Consider the following 16,107-nt stretch of genomic DNA (forward strand, 5'->3'; position numbering starts at 1 on the left):
GCCCTGCGGCGCGCGGTCAGGGCGCAACCACGTAGCGCACCAGCAGCACCAGGCCGACGATGAAAACAATGACCGCGGCAAATGCCACCGCGATGATGTGCAGCGGGTTCAGCTTGGCCAGGTCGTCCTGGTAGGCGCTTTTCTTCCGCACGCCGAAGAACGACCAGCAGACGGCCTTCACCGTGTCCCACAGCGTGGCCTTGCGCGGCGGCGAATTCGGGTCGGCGGTCACGAGCGGGGCTCATGGGCGGTATTGGAAACAGCGGCGACCGGCGCCGCCGGCGTCTTGCCGCCGACTTCGAAGAAGGTGTACGACAACGTGATCGTCTTCACGTCCTTGGAGATCTTCGGGTCGATCACGAACGCGACCGGCCACTCCTTCTTCTCACCGGGGTCGAGGGTGTACTGGTTGAAGCAGAAACACTCGAGCTTGTTGAAGTACGGCGCGGCCTGCTGCGGCGCATAGCTCGGGATGGCCTGCGCCGCCATGCGGCGGTTCTGCACGTTCTGGAACTCGTAAACCACCGTATTGAGCTGGCCGGGGTGCACCTGCATCGTCCGCGCGGCGGGCTTGAAGTCCCAGAGGCCGCCGCGGACGTTGGAGTCGAACTCGACCGTGATGGTGCGGCTGGTGTCGACCTGGGAGTTGTCGGGAACGCGCACGTTCTTGCCGCCGCTTGCGCCGCCCGGCACTTCGAGCTCGTTGAGCGCGAGGATGTTGATGCCGGTCATTTCGCAGATGGCGCGGTAGAGCGGCACCAGCGCATAGCCGAACGCGAACATGCCGCAGGCCACCACGGCCAGCTTGCCGACCATGCGGACATTGGCGCGCTTGATGCGTTGACCGAGGCTCATGCGTGCGGCTCCGTTCGCTTCAGCGTCCGCTGAACCAGATCATGCGGACCAGGAATCCGAGAAAGAACATCACGGCGATGGAGGCCAGCGTGAGCCCCATGCGTCGGTTGCTCTTTCTTTGTTCGGGCGTGGTCATTGTCGTCATGCGGGCCGGCGGCCGTGCAGCGTTCAGCCGATCACCTTGGTGGCGGTCGCATCGAGCTTGGGCGGGTTCTCGAAGGTGTGGAAAGGCGCCGGCGACGGCACTTCCCACTCGAGGCCTTCCGCGGCTTCCCATGGCTTTTGCGGCGCCTTCTCACCCTTGCCGAGCATGGTCGGCAGCACGATGAAGAAGAAGAAGTAGACCTGTGCAAGACCGAAGCCGAAGGCGCCGATCGAGGCCACCGCGTTGAAGTCGGCGAACTGCATCGGGTAGTCGGCATAGCGGCGCGGCATGCCGGCCAGGCCCAGGAAGTGCATCGGGAAGAAGGTGATGTTGAACGAGATCAGCGACCACCAGAAGTGAATCTTGCCGCGCGTTTCGCTGTACATCACGCCCGTCCACTTGGGCGCCCAGTAGTAGTAGCCCGCGAACATCGCGTAGAGCGAGCCGGCCACCAGCACGTAGTGGAAGTGGGCCACCACGTAGTAGGTGTCCTGCAGCTGGATGTCGATGGGGGCAATGGCCAGGATGAGGCCGGTGAAGCCGCCCATCGTGAACACGAAGATGAAGCCCACGGCGAACAGCATCGGGGTCTCGAAGGTCATCGAGCCCTGCCACATGGTGGCAATCCAGTTGAAGATCTTCACGGCCGTCGGCACCGCGATCAGCATGGTCGCGTACATGAAGAACAGCTGGCCCGTGACCGGCATGCCGGTCGTGAACATGTGGTGCGCCCAGACGATGAACGACAGGATCGCGATCGACGAGGTGGCGTACACCATGGAGGCGTAGCCGAACAGCTTCTTGCGCGAGAACGCCGGCACGATCTGGCTGATGATGCCGAAGGCCGGCAAGATCATGATGTAGACCTCGGGGTGGCCGAAGAACCAGAAGATGTGCTGGTACATCACCGGGTCGCCGCCGCCGGCGGGGTTGAAGAAGCTGGTGCCGAAGTGGCGGTCGGTCAGCGTCATGGTGATGGCGCCTGCGAGCACGGGCATCACGGCAATCAGCAGGTAGGCGGTAATGAGCCAGGTCCAGCAGAACATCGGCATCTTCATCAGCGTCATGCCGGGCGCGCGCATGTTCAGGATGGTGACGATGATGTTGATCGAGCCCATGATCGACGAGGCGCCCATGATGTGCATCGCGAAGATGCCAGCGTCCATCGAGGGGCCCATCTGCAGCGTGAGCGGGGCGTAGAGCGTCCAGCCGGCAGCGGGTGCGCCGCCGGGCATGAAGAACGAACCCACGAGCATCAGCGCCGCGGGAATCAGCAGCCAGAAGCTGAAGTTGTTCATGCGCGCGAAGGCCATGTCGGATGCGCCGATCTGCAGCGGGATCATCCAGTTCGCAAAGCCCACGAACGCCGGCATGATGGCGCCGAACACCATGATCAGACCGTGCATGGTGGTGAACTGGTTGAACAGCTCGGGGTTGACCAGTTGCAGGCCGGGCTGGAACAGCTCGGCGCGGATCAGCAGCGCGAGCACACCGCCCACCATCAGCATCGTGAAGCTGAACAGCAGGTAGAGCGTGCCGATGTCCTTGTGGTTGGTGGCGAACACCCAGCGGCGCCAGCCGGTGGGCGCTGCATGGTGCTCGTCGTGATCGTGTGCGTGGCCGTCGTGGGCGTGACCGTGGGGGTCGAGGACTGCACTCATTTCATTGTTCCTTGCAATTTCTTCGTCGCGGGGCGCTTGGGCTCGATCTTCGCGATCACTTGCCGCGCAGGGCCAGAACTTCGGCCGGCTGCACCAGCTGGCCCGTCTTGTTCGACCAGCTGTTCTTGGTATAGGTGGCAACGGCGGCCAGGTCGGTATCGCTCAGTTGCTTCCAGGGCGGCATCGCACCGTTGTTCTGGCCGTTGAGCAGCACCAGCAGCTGCACCTTGTGGTCGGCGTCGACCACCTTGGGGCTGGCGTCGAGCGCCTTGATCGGGCCCGCGCCCTTGCCGTTGGCCTGGTGGCAGGTCGCGCAGTTGGCCGCGTAGACCTTCTCGCCGCGGGCCATCATGTCGGGCAGCGTCCAGACCTTGCTCGGGTCGTCGAGCTTGGCGGCGGCTTCCTTGCGCTTGGTGTCGACCCACGCCGTGTAGTCGGCGGCCGAAACCACCTTCACGTGGATGGGCATGTAGGCGTGCTCCTTGCCGCAGAGTTCCTGGCACTGGCCGTAGTAGTCGCCCACGGTTTCGGCGCGGAACCAGGTGTCGCGCACGAAGCCGGGAATCGCGTCCTGCTTGATGCCGAGCTGAGGCACTGCAAATGCGTGGATCACGTCGTTGGCGGTGGTGATGATGCGGACCTTCTTCTGCACCGGCACGACCAGCGGGTTGTCGACCTTGAAGAGGTAGTCGGCGGGCATCTCGCCCTTGGCGCCGGCATCGGACATGGCGCGGTGCGAGCTGTCGAGCGTGGAGATGAAGGCCAGGCCCTCGCCTTCGCCCGTGAGGTAGTCATAGCCCCACTTCCACTGGTAGCCGGTGGTCTTGATGGTGAGGTCGGCGTTGGTGGTGTCCTTCTGGGCCACCAGCACCTTGGTGGCGGGCAGCGCCATCACGATCACGATGATGAACGGCACGATGGTCCAGATGACCTCGACCACCACCGATTCATGGAAGTTGGCCGCCTTGTGGCCGACCGACTTGCGGTGCTTCCAGATCGAATAGAACATGACCGCGAACACGGCGACGAAGATGACCGTGCACAGGATCATCATCACCGTGTGCAGGAAGTGCTGTTCCTGCGCAATCTTGGTAACGCCAAGCGGAAGATTCAGCTGGCGCACCGAGGGGCCGCCGGGCAGATCGTTGACTGCGTGCGCCGCGCCGCTGAAAGCCGCGCCGGCCGCCAGCAACAGATTCGCCGGCCTGTACTTGTTGCGCCAAATGCTCTTCATCGTGTTCACGTTTCTCAATTTTTTCAACAAACCCAACCGTGCAGCGCCGCGCGAGCCGTTCAGGCGCCACGCAACGCCATGCGAATCTCGCGCGCCAGTGCGGCTCGCAACTCCGGGCGTACATAGCGCCCCACCCTGACCGATCGACCCTGACCCGAGACCTCGATCAGCGAGCGATCGCCGGCCTGCGGTTCGATCCGCACTTGGTGCGGCAGAAATTCCGTGCGCTCGTAGTCTCCACCGTTCTCGAGCTCCACCACCAGCCGTCCGCCCTGCAACGCGATCTTTTCTCCATCGGTCGCGTGCCGCGCGTACAGCATGAATACAAATCCCACCGCCGCCAATTCGAGCCAGGCAAAGGGCAGCACCAGCGGCGCCCCGAGCAGCCAGAACACCGTACCGATACCGAGCGACACCACGCACAGCGAGGCGTAGAGCCAGCCCAGCTGGCTCGGCGTCACCGAGCAATTGCGCTTCAGGAACCAGTGGATGTTCTGGCCTGAAACGGTGGCAAAACGAAACACGGAATTCGACACGGGCGAGTTCAGCAAATCGGTGCGTCGACGCCGGCCAACCCCTTGTCTCCACAGGATCGGACAGACCTCGTTCGCGGAACAACACCCGCGAGTTTCACGCAACGGCGGATTGTAGCGGGTAGACACAGGTGCCCGCCCGCAAGATGCGCAGCTTTGGCCCCCGGCGGCTCATCGTTAGCCTCCGCGCTGCGCGCTACGGTCTTCGCCTTGGGAGCGGCCCGGCGGCTCAGGCGCCGGGCCGGCCGCGCTGAAGCATCGAGCGCATCTCGCGCAGCGACACCGCGCTCTCGGCCGAAAGCGCCACGCGCGGCGCCGGCTTGAAGGCGTGGCCATAGATGACTTCGAAGGTCAGCGCAATGCGCCCGCCGGCCTCTTCCGCCGGCGCCAGTTCGGGCAGTGCCGCTTTCAGCGACCGGTGCCACGCCTTGCCGCGCAGCGCCGGAAAGCGCGCCGGATGCAGGTTGCGCCCGAGCGTTCGCAGCTCGGCAAGCGCCGCCTCGGGCGTGGCCCAGGTAAGCACGATGCGTTCCATATCCATCACCGGCTCGGCAAAGCCGGCATGCACCAGCATGTCGCCCCAGTCGTGCATGTCGGTGTATTCGTGGCCCGCCGCCGGCCAGCCAAGCCGCGCGTGCAGGGCCCGCAGCTCGCGGACCGTGTCGGGGCCCAGGCACGAGAACATCAGGAAGCCGTCGGTCGCCACCAGCCGGTGCCAGTGCGCGATGAGCGCCTCGGGGTCGGCCGCCATATGCAGCGACATGTTGGCCCAGAGCAGGTCGACGCCGTCTTCCGGCGGCGCATCGAAGCGCGCCTTGCCGCCCTGCCATCGGCGCGCGCTCCACCAGGGCGCTGCCAACACCTGGCTGGTTGCGGCGGCAAGGGCCGGTTCGGGTTCGATCACGAAGCAGGCAGCCTCGCGATAGCGCCGGGCCACGAGTTCGTGCGCCTCCAGGCCGCCGCGAAGGGGGGCCCAGTCGGCCCAGGTGCGTGGCTGCGCCTTGATCCATTGCAGCCGGTCTTCCATGCGGCGGCCGATTTCCTCGTGCAGCCAGGGGGAGCCGTCGGCAGGCGCGAGCCGCCTCCAGCGTGCGGCCGCCGTGGGATCGATGGTCGGCGGTCTTCTTGCGGGGTCGGTGGCCATGGGGCCGTGAGTATATTGAGGCCATGTTCAGCCGTTGGGCCCGTCGACCTTTGACCTCTCTGCTTGCACGGCTGCCCAGCCAGTGCGAGGTGTGCCGCGCCTGGCCTTCCCGGCGCGTTTGCGATGCCTGCGTGGCCCGCTTTGCGCCTCAGGCCGATCGCTGCGGCAGCTGTGCGCTGGCTGTTCCGCAGGGCGTGGTCCGGTGTGGCGAATGCATGGGCGATCCGCCGCCGCTCGATGCCTGCCTTGCGGCCTGCGACTATGCGTGGCCGTGGCCCGAATGCATCGCCCAGTTCAAGTTCCGCGGCGAGGCGGGCTGGGCCGGGCCCTTGTCGACGCTGATGCGCAGCGTGCCTTGGGTAGAACCGGCGCTGGAAAACTGCGACACCGTACTGCCGATGCCCATGGCACCCGCCCGGCTGCGCCAACGCGGCTTCAACCAGGCACTCGAACTGGCGCGCCGGCTGGCGCCCGCCAAGACCGACGCCACGCTGCTCCTGCGCACCCGCGACACGCCGGCGCAGATCGGCCTTGCGCGCGCCGAACGCCTTCGCAACCTGCGCGGCGCCTTCGCGGTGGAGCCCCTGCGCGCGAGCCAGCTGCAGGGCCGGCGCGTGGTGCTGGTCGACGATGTGATGACGACGGGTGCCTCGCTCTTTTCGGCGGCCGCGGCGCTGCGGCTGGCCGGCGCGGCCCACATCACGGCTGTGGTGCTGGCGCGGACCGCTGCGCCGCATTGAGCGGGCGCGCCACCGCGACAATCGGCGCATGTTCCATATCGTCCTGGTCCACCCCGAAATCCCGCCGAATACGGGCAACGTGATCCGCCTGGCGGCCAACACAGGCTGCGCGCTTCACCTGGTCGAGCCGCTCGGCTTTTCGATGGAAGACCGGCTGCTGCGCCGCGCCGGGCTCGACTACCACGAGTACGCCGAGGTCAAGCGCCATGCAAGTTGGCAGGCCCTGCTCGACACCGAAAAGCCCGCGGCCGGGCGCATGTTTGCGCTCACCACCCGCGGCACCCGCGCCGTGCACGACGTTCGCTTCCAACCCGGCGACTGGCTGGTGTTCGGATCAGAGACGAGCGGGCTGCCGCCGGCGGTGCGAGAGGGTTTTGCCGAGCCCCAACGCCTGCGCCTGCCGATGCGCGAGGGGCAGCGCAGCCTCAATCTTTCGAACGCGGTGGCAGTGACCGTGTTCGAAGCCTGGCGGCAGAACGGATTCAGCTGAGCGGGTGTTCCTGCCGCCAGCCGAGGCGAACTCAGCGGTAGCGGCGCACCACCGACTCCGCCACGCAGGCCGGCTTGGCCGCGCCTTCGAGCTCGATCGTGGTTTCCCAGGTCATCTGGATGCCGTCGTCCGCAATCGGCTCGGCCGTGAGCAGCTTCATGCGCGCGCGCAGCCGCTTGCCGACCGGCACCGGCGACATGAAGCGCACCCGGTTCAGCCCGTAGTTCACGCCCATGCGCGACTCGACCACGTCCAGCGCCGTCTCGTAGAAGCGCGGCAGCAGCGACAGCGTCAGGAAGCCATGGGCAATCGGCCCGCCGAAGGGGCCGGCCTTGGCGCGCTCGATGTCGACATGGATCCACTGGTGGTCGCCCGTGGCTTCGGCGAACTGGTTAACCTGCTCCTGCGTGATGGTGATCCAGTCGCTCACGGCGACTTCCTGGCCAACGCAGGCGGCAAGATCCTGAAGGGTCTGGAATGTCTTTTTGGTCATGCGCGGCATTCTGGCGCCAAGGCCGCGGGTGCGGGTGTCGGCACCGCGACAGCCGAAAGCCTCAGCCCTCCAGCCATTCGCAGATCGGCTGCCACTGCTCCAGGTCGCGCTGCACGCGTCCGGGCGCGATGTCGAACAGCGTGAGCCCGCGCGCCGCGAGCTGAACGTAGTTCTGCGTGTCGCGCAGCTCGCCCAGCACCGGCACGCCCAGGCTTGCGATGAACTCGTTCAACCGATCGGCGGCCAGGGTGCGGGCGTTCACGCGCATGCCCACAAGGCTGATCTTGGTTTTTTCGGCACGGCGCTGCTCCATCAGCCGGTCGAGAAAATCGCGCGTGGCGTAGATGTCGAAGATGCTCGGCTGCAGCGGCACGATCACCCGGTCGGCCAGGGCCAGCACTTCCTTGAAGCGCCATCCGTGCAGGCCGGCCGGCGTGTCGAGCACGGCATGCGTGGTTCCGCGCGGCGGCCGCACCACGGCGCTGTCGCCCGTGGCCTCCCAGGTGGCGATGGGCCGCGCCTGCGGCGGCCGCAGGCCGAGCCAGAGGCGCGACGATTGCTGGCGGTCCACGTCGCCAAGCATCACGGCATGGCCGCGGCTCGCGAAATAGCCTGCGATGTTCGTCGCGAGCGTCGACTTGCCTACGCCACCCTTGGGGTTGGCGACCAGAACCACCGGCATGAGCATCTCCTCCAGAGCTGGAACAGCCCGCATCGTAGCGACACGAGGCGCACCCGGCCGGCAGGCGCCGATCTTGAGCTATGTTCGCGGCATGACGACAACAACCCCCGCGGCTGCCGCCGGCGCCGAATCCGGCGGCATCTATGTGCTTGCGGCCCATCCGCACTGGCGCGATTCCCGCGTCAACCGCCGGCTCCTGGCCGCCGCGCGTTCGGTGCCCGGCGTGGAGGTGAACGACCTCTACGGCAGCTACCCTGACTTTTCCATCGACATCGAGACCGAACAGGCGCGGCTTGCCAAAGCCAGCCTGGTGGTGCTGCTGCACCCGATCCAGTGGTATTCGATGCCGGCATTGCAAAAACTCTGGCTCGACGACGTGCTCGGCTACGGCTGGGCCTACGGCCCGGGCGGCACCGCATTGCAGGGCAAGGACTTGTGGCTGGCCGTCACCACGGGCAGCCCCGAGCAGAGCTACCACCCGCAAAGCTATCACCGCTATTTCTTCGACGCCTTCCTGCCGCCCTACGAGCAGACCGCAGCGCTGTGCGGCATGCGCTTCTTGCCGCCGCTGGTCTTTCACGGCGCGCGCAGCGCCAGCGAAGCCGACGTGGCAGCCCATGTCGACGTGTTCGCCCAGCGGCTCGGCAGCTACCCCGACTGGCCCGAACTGGAAGAGCTCGATGCGTGCGTGGCCTGCCCCGTGCCCGAGACCGATCGCCCCGCCGAGCACGACGAGCCGGGCGCGGCGACCTCCGGCGCCTTCCAATCCGCAATGACCCATGGCCTGGCTTTCATGTCCGCCGCCAACGAAGAAGAAAACAGCGGCAAGAAAGGCTCGGCCTGAGCATGGAACACGCACCCGCCTGGCTGACCAGCAGCCTTATCTACCTGAGCGCCGCCGTGCTGGTGGTGCCGCTTTCGAAGGCCCTGGGCCTCGGCTCGATCATCGGCTACCTCGTGGCCGGCATCGCCATCGGCCCCTGGGGGCTGGGCCTTGTTTCCAGCGTGGAAGAAGTGCTGCATTTCGCCGAGTTCGGCGTGGTGCTGATGCTGTTTCTCGTGGGCCTGGAGCTTGAACCCAAGCGACTGTGGAACCTGCGCCGCCCCATCTTCGGCTGGGGCGCCGCGCAGGTGCTGAGCTGCGCGGCGGTGCTGTTTGCCGTGGGCTGGGCGGCCGGCGCCGAATGGCGCGTGGCGCTGGTGGCGGCGCTCGGCCTGGCGCTCTCGTCCACGGCCATTGCGCTGCAGGTGTTCGGCGAACGCAATCTGCTCAGGACGCCGAGCGGCCAGGCCGGCTTTTCGATCCTGCTGTTCCAGGACGTGGCGGCCATTCCCATTCTCGCGCTGCTGCCCCTGCTGGCGGGCGCCACGGCCGCAGAACAGTCGCTCAGCGGGCTCGACCGCACGCTCGAGGGCCTGAAGATCGTCGGCGTGATCGCCGGCATCATCCTGGGCGGCCGTCTTGCCTTGCGCCCGCTGCTGCGCTGGATCGCGCGCAGCGACACGCCAGAGATCTTCACCGCCGCGGCGCTGCTGCTGGTGGTGGCCATTGCCGCGCTGATGCAGTTCGTGGGCCTCTCGATGGCGCTCGGCGCCTTTCTTGCCGGCGTGCTGCTGGCCGAAAGCGAATACCGGCGCGAGCTCGAAACCGACATCGAACCCTTCAAGGGCCTGCTGCTCGGCCTGTTCTTCATCGCCGTAGGCATGTCGATCAACTTCGGCGTGCTGATCGCGAGCCCCTGGCTCATGGCCGCGCTGGTGGTCGGCTTCATGGCCATCAAGCTGGCGGTGATCTATGCGCTGGCCAAGGCCATGGGCCTGGCCTACCAGGAGCGCCCCGTGTTCACGCTGCTGCTGGCGCAGGGCGGCGAGTTCGCGTTCGTGGTGTTCCAGGCCGCGGGGCCCGACGTGCTGCCGCCCGAAATCACCTCGCTCCTGATCGGCGCCGTGGCGCTGTCGATGCTGCTGTCGCCGCTTTTGCTGGTGCTGCTCGACAAGTTCGTGCTGCCGCGCTACAGCCGCAACAACGGCGCGCAGCTCGAAGAAATTTCAGAGCAGCAGGACGCCAAGGTGCTGATCTGCGGCTTCGGGCGCTACGGGCAGATCGTGGGGCGCATGTTGATGTCGCAAGGCCTGCGCGTGACGGTGCTCGACCACGATGCCGACACGGTCGAAGGTCTGCGCCAGTTCGGCTTTCGCGTGTTCTACGGCGACGCGACGCGGCTCGACCTGCTGCGCACCGCGGGCGCCGGCACGGCCAAGGCCATTGTGGTGGCGGTGGACGACATCGAGCAGTCGCTCGATATCGTCGACCTGGTGAAGGAGCACTTTCCGCAGGCACGCATCATCGCGCGGGCCCGCAACGTGACGCACCTTTTCCAGCTGCGCGACCGCGGCGTGACCGATGTGGAACGCGAGGTGTTCGAATCGTCGCTGCGCAGCGCCCGCACGACGCTCGAGGCGCTAGGCTGGCCCGCGCACGAGGCGCGCGAAACGGCCATGCGGTTCCGTCGCCGGAACATCCTGCTGAGCGAGGAGATCTACCCGCACTACAAGGACCGCGCCAAGCTCATTGCGGCCAACAAGGCAGGCCGCCAGCAGTTCGAGGAGCAGATGGCGCGCGAACGCGAGGAACGGCAGCGCCGTTCGGGCCGCGACTGGGACCGGTTCGACGAGAAGGAAGAGGCGGACGGCTGAGCCCGCCCTTCGGCTGGCTCCCGGTCAGCCTTCCAGCTTGAGCAGCCGCACCGCGTTGCCCTTCAAGATGCCCGGCATCACCTCGGGCTTGAAGCCGGCGGTCTCGAAGTCCTTCATCCAGCGGTCGGGCGTGATCAGCGGGTAGTCGCTGCCGAACAGGATGCGGTCCTTCAGCAGCGTGTTGGCGTACTGCACCAGCTGCTTGGGAAAATACTTGGGGCTCCAGCCCGACAGGTCGATCCACACATTGGGCTTGTGCGTGGCCACGCTCAGCGCTTCGTCCTGCCACGGAAAGCTGGGGTGCGCCATCACGATCTGCATGTCCGGAAAGTCGATGGCCACGTCGTCCAGGTGCATCGGGTTGCTGTACTCCAGCCTGAGGCCGCCGCCGCAGCGCATGCCCGAGCCGATGCCGCTGTGGCCCGTGTGGAAGATGGCCGGCAGCTTGTGCTCGGCAATCACCTCATAGAGCGGCCAAGCCATCTTGTCGTAGGGGTGAAAAGCCTGCACCGTCGGGTGGAACTTGAAGCCCTTCACGCCATGCTCTTCGATGAGCCGCCGCGCCTCGCGCGCCCCCATCTTTCCCTTGTGCGGATCGATGCTGGCGAAGGCGATCATCATGTCGCTGTTCTTCTGCGCAGCCTCGGCGATTTCCTCGTTCGGAATGCGCCGGCGGCCCATGTTCGACTCGGCGTCGACCATGAACATCACCAGGCCGATCTTTCTTTCACGGTAGTACGCCACGCTCTCGGCAATGGTCGGACGGCCGCTCGAGCCGAAGTACTTGTCCGCGGCGCGGTCGTATTCCTCGCCGTAGTTGTCGAACGGGTTCCAGCAGCTCACTTCGGCGTGGGTGTGGATATCGATCGCGATGAGGTTCTTGTGGTCCATCTCGTTGTCTCCGGTACGGGTAAGTCCCTAGGCTTTGGGGCGCTCAAGTGCCTTGAATTGATTATTTATCATAACCATAATCCAACTCACACACGAATGCAATCATGACCAATCCCGACCTCCAACTCGACATTCGCGACGAAGTCGCCATCGTTCGCCTGACGCGCGGCGCCAAACGCAATGCCCTTTCGGACGGGTTGATCCTCGCGTTGCGCAATACCTTCGAGACCCTGCCCTCCACCGTGCGCGCGGCGGTGCTCGACGGCGAAGGCCCGCACTTCTGCGCCGGCCTCGACCTGAGCGAACTGAAAGAGCGCGACGCGGGCCAGGGCATGCAGCATTCGCGCCTGTGGCACGCCGCGCTCGACCTCGTCCAGCACGGCCCGGTGCCGGTGGTTGCCGCGCTGCACGGCGCGGTGGTGGGCGGCGGCCTGGAGCTGGCCAGCGCCTGCCACATCCGCGTGGCCGACCGCTCCACCTTCTATGCGCTGCCCGAAGGCTCGCGCGGCATCTTCGTGGGCGGCGGGGGCTCGGTCCGCATTCCCAAGCTGATCGGCGTGGCCCGCATGACCGACATGATGATGACCGGCCGTGTCTACAACGCGGAAGACGGCGAGCGCGCCAACTTCGCGCAATACCTGGTCGACGAAGGCGCCGCTTTCGACAAGGCCTTTGAACTCGCCAAGCGCATTGCCACCAACGCGCCGCTCACCAACTACGCGCTCATGCATGCGCTGCCGCGCATTGCCGAGCAGTCGGCCGACCACGGCTTCTTTACCGAGGCACTGATGTCCGGCATCGTGCAGAACGCGCCAGAGGCCAAGGAGCGCGTGCGCGATTTCCTCGAAGGCCGCGGCGCCAAGGTGAGCAAGGGATGACCACGATCCGATACCGTCCGCTGGCGTTCGGCGTCACGCGCGCAGTGCTGCGCGAAGGCGCGCCGGGCACGCAGTACCTGCGCGCTGAAACAGAGCTCGGCCCCTACCGCGACCGCATGACAGACCGCCTGGCGCACTGGGCCGAAGCGGCGCCCGAGCGCACCTTCATCGCCTGCCGCGAACGGCTGGCCGACGGCAGCACCGGCGACTGGCAGCGCGTGAGCTACGCCGAGGCGCTGCAGAAGGCGCGCAGCATCGGCCAGGCCCTGCTCGATCGCGGCCTGAGCCCGGGCCGCCCGGTCGCGATCCTCAGCGAGAACAGCATCGAACACGCGCTGCTGGCCCTGGGTTGCCTTTATGCCGGCGTGCCGTATTGCCCCGTGTCCCCGCCTTACTCGCTGGTGAGCCAGGACTTCGAAAAGCTGCGCCACGTGCTGGAGACGCTCACGCCGGGCCTTGTCTTCGCCGCCGACGCCGCTCGCTACGCCCGCGCCATCCAGGCCGTGGTGCCGGCCGGCACCGAGGTCGTCCTCGCCGAAGGCCAGCTCGAAGGCCGCGCCACCACCCCCCTGGACGCGCTCGCCGCCACGCCCGCAACACCGGCCATCGACGCCGCGATGCGCGCCACCGGCCCGGACACCATCACCAAGTTCCTGTTCACCTCGGGCTCCACCAAGATGCCCAAGGCGGTGATCAACACGCACCGCATGTGGTGCGCCAACCAGCAGCAGCTGCGCCAATCGATTCCCGCGCTTGGCGAAGAGCCGCCGGTGCTGGTCGACTGGCTGCCGTGGAACCACACCTTCGGCGGCAACCACAACGTGGGCATCGTGCTGGACAACGGCGGCACGCTCTACATCGACGACGGCAAACCCACGCCCGGCGGCATGGCCGAGACGCTGCGCAACCTGCGCGAGATCGCGCCCACCATCTACTTCAACGTGCCGACCGGCTTCGAGGCCATTGCGCACGCCATGGAAACCGATGCGGTGCTGCGCCGCAACCTGCTGTCGCGCGTGAAGATGTTCTTCTATTCCGGCGCTGCGCTCGCGCAGCCCATCTGGGACAGCCTGCACAAGACGCAAGAGGCTGAAGTGGGCGAGCGCATCGTCATGGGCACGGGGCTGGGCATGACCGAGTCGGGCCCGTTCGCGCTGTACGTTACCGGCCCCGAGGTCAAGTCGGGCGACATCGGCCTGCCGGCGGCGGGCATCGAGCTCAAGCTGATCCAGGTCGACGGCAAGACCGAGGTGCGCTACCGCGGCCCCAACATCACGCCCGGCTACTGGCGCGCGCCAGAGGCCACGGCCGAGGCTCTCGACGAAGAGGGCTTCTTCTGCACCGGCGACGCGGTGAAGTGGATCGACGAGAACAACATCCACCGCGGCCTGCGCTTCGACGGCCGCATTGCCGAAGACTTCAAGCTGGCCACCGGCACCTTCGTGAGCGTGGGCCCGCTGCGCGCGAAGATCATCGCGGCCGGTGCACCCTATGTGCAAGACGCGGTGCTGACCGGTATCAACTTGAAGGAAGTCGGTGCGCTGATCTTCCCCACGCAGAAGGTGCGCGAGCTCGCCGGCCTGCCGGCAGACGCAACGATGCAGCAGGTGCTCGAAAGCGCGCCGGTGCAGGCGCACTTCCAGCAGGTGGCCAACGAACTGGCCGCCATGGGCACCGGCAGCGCCAACCGCATCGCGCGACTGCACCTGATGGCCGAGCCGCCTTCCATCGACAAGGGCGAAGTGACCGACAAGGGCTCCATCAACCAGCGCGCCGTGCTCAAGCACCGCGCCCACCTGGTCGAGGCGCTGCATGCCGACACCCTGCCCTTCACCTTGAAGCCCCGCTGACCCACATCCAGGAGACACACACCATGAAGATCGAAGGACAAGCAGCACTCGTCACCGGCGGCGCATCGGGCCTGGGCGAAGCCACCGCGCGCGAACTCTCGCGGCTGGGCGCCAAGGTGGCCGTGCTCGACCGCAATGCGGAGCTCGCCGAAAAGGTGGCTTCGGAGATCGGTGGCGTGGCATGCGTCTGCGACATCACCGATACCGAGAGCGTCAACGCCGCGCTCGACAAGGCGGCCGCGGCGCACGGCCCCGCGCGCATCCTCATGAACGTGGCGGGCATCGGCAGCGCGAAGCGCATCGTCGGCAAGGACGGCAACCCCGCGCCGCTCGAAGACTTCGTGCGCGTGGTCAACATCAACCTGATCGGCGGCTACAACATGGCGCGCCTGTTCGCAGCACGCTGCGCCAAGCTCGATGCGCTCGACAACGGCGAAAAGGGCGTGATGCTCTTCACCGCATCGGTCGCGGCCTTCGACGGCCAGGTGGGCCAGCAGGCCTACAGCGCATCGAAGGGCGGCCTGGTGGGCATGACGCTGCCGATGGCGCGCGACCTGGCGCAGCACGCCATTCGCGTGTGCACCGTGGCGCCGGGCCTCTTTGCCACGCCGCTCCTGATGGAACTGCCCGAAGCCGTGCAGCAGTCGCTGGCTGCGTCGATTCCGTTTCCGCCGCGGCTGGGCAAGCCTTCGGAATTTGCCGAGCTGGCCTGCCACATCGTGACCAACGGGCATTTGAACGGCGAAGTGATTCGCCTCGACGGCGCCTTGCGCATGGCGCCGCGCTGATTCCAGCCCCTCGAAAAAATACAGGAGACAAGACCATGACCAATCGACGTCAGTTCGTGACAGCACTCGGCGGCGCAGCCGCATTCGGCGCCCTGCATCCGCTTGCCGCACTCGCCCAGGCGGTGCAGCAGGCAAAAATCTACTACGGCTTTCCTGCCGGCAGCGCGGGCGACAGTGTGGCGCGACGCGTGGCCGAGAAGCTCGGCGATACGCCGTTCTCGAAGATCAACGCAGTGGTCGAGAACAAGCCCGGCGCGGGCGGGCGCATTGCGCTCGAAACGCTCAAGTCTTCGGTGGCCGACGGCTCGGTGCTTTGCCTCGCGCAGGCCTCCGCGTTGTCGACCTACCCGCACATCTACACCAAGCTGAGCTACGGCCTTGCCGATTTCGCGCCCGTTTCGATCGGCGCCGTCATGACACACGGCCTCGCGGTCGGACCGATGGTGCCGGCCACTGTGAAGACGCTGAAGGACTACATCGCCTGGGCCAAGGCCAATCCCGGTCAGGCCAGCTACGGCTCGCCGGGCGCGGGCTCCACGCCGCACTTTCTCGGCGCGCTGCTCGGCCTGAACAGCGGCACCGACCTGCGCCACATTCCCTACCGCGGCTCGCTGCCGGCCATCAACGACGTGGTGGGCGGGCAGATCGCCTCAAGCATGACGCCCGTCGGCGACTACCTGCCCTTCGCCAAGGCCGGCAAGCTGCGTGTGCTCGCCACCTCGGGTGCGCAGCGCGTGGCTTACCTGCCCGATGTGCCCACCTTCATCGAGCAGGGCTTCCCGGAGATCGTGGCCGACGAATGGTTCGGCTTCTTCGCGCCCGCCAAGACGCCGGCCAGCGTTGTCGCCGCGGCGAGCACCGCGATCCAGGCGGCCCTCAAGGACAAGACCGTGGCCGAGGGCCTGCTGTCGGTCGGCCTGATCGCGCACGGCTCCTCGCCCGAAGACATGAAGAAATCGCTCCAGGCCGAATACGAGCGCTGGGGTCCGCTGGTCAAGAAGATCGGCTTCACCGCCGAGTCCTGAT

Annotated in this window: 18 protein-coding genes; 8 read left to right on the forward strand and 10 right to left on the reverse strand. The window is 66.7% G+C overall.

All coding sequences use genetic code 11. The features are described 5' to 3' along the window. Positions 1–16: 16 nt before the first annotated feature. The 7 genes from EJI00_RS08780 to EJI00_RS08805 all read right to left on the reverse strand — a co-directional run bounded on the left by EJI00_RS08780 (position 17) and on the right by EJI00_RS08805 (position 5,572). Entirely contained in the window at positions 17–232 is a 216-nt protein-coding gene (locus EJI00_RS08780; RefSeq protein WP_126747069.1) for a DUF2970 domain-containing protein, read from the reverse strand. Continuing rightward, the gene (locus tag EJI00_RS08785) at positions 229–855 is read right to left on the reverse strand and encodes a cytochrome c oxidase assembly protein (RefSeq protein ID WP_126747070.1); all 627 of its coding nucleotides are present in this window, start codon (positions 853–855) and stop codon (positions 229–231) included. The genes EJI00_RS08780 and EJI00_RS08785 overlap by 4 nt, the downstream gene beginning before the upstream one ends. Positions 856–874: 19 nt before the next feature. Beyond that, on the reverse strand, positions 875–991 hold the full coding sequence (locus EJI00_RS25255) for a cytochrome oxidase small assembly protein (protein WP_221885034.1): 117 nt from the start codon (positions 989–991) through the stop codon (positions 875–877). A gap of 32 nt (positions 992–1,023) precedes the next feature. Beyond that, on the reverse strand, positions 1,024–2,661 hold the full coding sequence (ctaD, locus tag EJI00_RS08790; RefSeq protein ID WP_126747071.1) for a cytochrome c oxidase subunit I: 1,638 nt from the start codon (positions 2,659–2,661) through the stop codon (positions 1,024–1,026). A 55-nt stretch (positions 2,662–2,716) separates the two neighbouring features. After that, complete coding sequence (gene coxB / locus EJI00_RS08795; protein WP_126747163.1) at positions 2,717–3,895, reverse strand: cytochrome c oxidase subunit II; 1,179 nt, start codon at positions 3,893–3,895, stop codon at positions 2,717–2,719. A 59-nt stretch (positions 3,896–3,954) separates the two neighbouring features. Further along, positions 3,955–4,431 (reverse strand): DUF2244 domain-containing protein, encoded by a 477-nt coding sequence (locus tag EJI00_RS08800; RefSeq protein WP_126747164.1) that lies wholly within the window; start codon positions 4,429–4,431, stop codon positions 3,955–3,957. Between the two features lie 226 nt (positions 4,432–4,657). Then, positions 4,658–5,572 carry a biotin synthase gene (locus tag EJI00_RS08805; RefSeq protein WP_126747072.1) on the reverse strand — a complete coding sequence of 305 codons (915 nt, stop codon included), beginning with the start codon at positions 5,570–5,572 and terminating at the stop codon, positions 4,658–4,660. A gap of 23 nt (positions 5,573–5,595) precedes the next feature. Between EJI00_RS08805 and EJI00_RS08810 the strand changes: the two genes are divergently transcribed. Together EJI00_RS08810 and trmL are read left to right on the forward strand one after the other, a co-directional pair. Then, a complete protein-coding gene (locus tag EJI00_RS08810) occupies positions 5,596–6,312 on the forward strand; it encodes a ComF family protein (protein WP_126747073.1) in 717 nt (238 codons plus the stop codon). Positions 6,313–6,340: 28 nt separating this feature from the next. Further along, complete coding sequence (trmL, locus tag EJI00_RS08815; RefSeq protein WP_126747074.1) at positions 6,341–6,802, forward strand: tRNA (uridine(34)/cytosine(34)/5-carboxymethylaminomethyluridine(34)-2'-O)-methyltransferase TrmL; 462 nt, start codon at positions 6,341–6,343, stop codon at positions 6,800–6,802. Positions 6,803–6,833: 31 nt separating this feature from the next. Here trmL and EJI00_RS08820 read toward each other — a convergent pair whose 3' ends face one another. Both EJI00_RS08820 and EJI00_RS08825 read right to left on the reverse strand, forming a co-directional pair. After that, positions 6,834–7,304, reverse strand: coding sequence for a MaoC family dehydratase (locus EJI00_RS08820; RefSeq protein WP_126747075.1), 471 nt, complete (start codon positions 7,302–7,304; stop codon positions 6,834–6,836). A 52-nt stretch (positions 7,305–7,356) separates the two neighbouring features. Continuing rightward, entirely contained in the window at positions 7,357–7,977 is a 621-nt protein-coding gene (locus EJI00_RS08825) for a ParA family protein (RefSeq protein ID WP_126747076.1), read from the reverse strand. Positions 7,978–8,068: 91 nt separating this feature from the next. Between EJI00_RS08825 and EJI00_RS08830 the strand changes: the two genes are divergently transcribed. Together EJI00_RS08830 and kefC are read left to right on the forward strand one after the other, a co-directional pair. After that, positions 8,069–8,821 carry an NAD(P)H-dependent oxidoreductase gene (locus EJI00_RS08830; RefSeq protein ID WP_126747077.1) on the forward strand — a complete coding sequence of 251 codons (753 nt, stop codon included), beginning with the start codon at positions 8,069–8,071 and terminating at the stop codon, positions 8,819–8,821. Between the two features lie 2 nt (positions 8,822–8,823). Then, the gene (gene kefC / locus EJI00_RS08835; RefSeq protein ID WP_126747078.1) at positions 8,824–10,674 is read left to right on the forward strand and encodes a glutathione-regulated potassium-efflux system protein KefC; all 1,851 of its coding nucleotides are present in this window, start codon (positions 8,824–8,826) and stop codon (positions 10,672–10,674) included. A 24-nt stretch (positions 10,675–10,698) separates the two neighbouring features. Here the strand turns inward: kefC and EJI00_RS08840 are convergent, their stop codons facing one another. After that, complete coding sequence (locus EJI00_RS08840; protein ID WP_126747079.1) at positions 10,699–11,565, reverse strand: amidohydrolase family protein; 867 nt, start codon at positions 11,563–11,565, stop codon at positions 10,699–10,701. A 104-nt stretch (positions 11,566–11,669) separates the two neighbouring features. Between EJI00_RS08840 and EJI00_RS08845 the strand changes: the two genes are divergently transcribed. The 4 genes from EJI00_RS08845 to EJI00_RS08860 are packed head-to-tail and all read left to right on the forward strand — an operon-like array spanning position 11,670 to position 16,106. Next, positions 11,670–12,443, forward strand: coding sequence for a crotonase/enoyl-CoA hydratase family protein (locus EJI00_RS08845; RefSeq protein WP_126747080.1), 774 nt, complete (start codon positions 11,670–11,672; stop codon positions 12,441–12,443). Then, on the forward strand, positions 12,440–14,293 hold the full coding sequence (locus tag EJI00_RS08850) for a feruloyl-CoA synthase (protein WP_126747081.1): 1,854 nt from the start codon (positions 12,440–12,442) through the stop codon (positions 14,291–14,293). The genes EJI00_RS08845 and EJI00_RS08850 overlap by 4 nt, the downstream gene beginning before the upstream one ends. 23 nt (positions 14,294–14,316) lie before the next feature. After that, positions 14,317–15,081, forward strand: a complete 765-nt coding sequence (locus EJI00_RS08855; RefSeq protein ID WP_126747082.1) for an SDR family NAD(P)-dependent oxidoreductase — start codon at positions 14,317–14,319, stop codon at positions 15,079–15,081. A gap of 35 nt (positions 15,082–15,116) precedes the next feature. Further along, on the forward strand, positions 15,117–16,106 hold the full coding sequence (locus EJI00_RS08860) for a Bug family tripartite tricarboxylate transporter substrate binding protein (RefSeq protein WP_126747083.1): 990 nt from the start codon (positions 15,117–15,119) through the stop codon (positions 16,104–16,106). The last annotated feature ends 1 nt before the right edge of the window (position 16,107 follow it).

It is taken from the genome of Variovorax sp. DXTD-1, from assembly GCF_003984625.1.
Taxonomy (GTDB): Bacteria; Pseudomonadota; Gammaproteobacteria; order Burkholderiales; family Burkholderiaceae_C; genus Variovorax.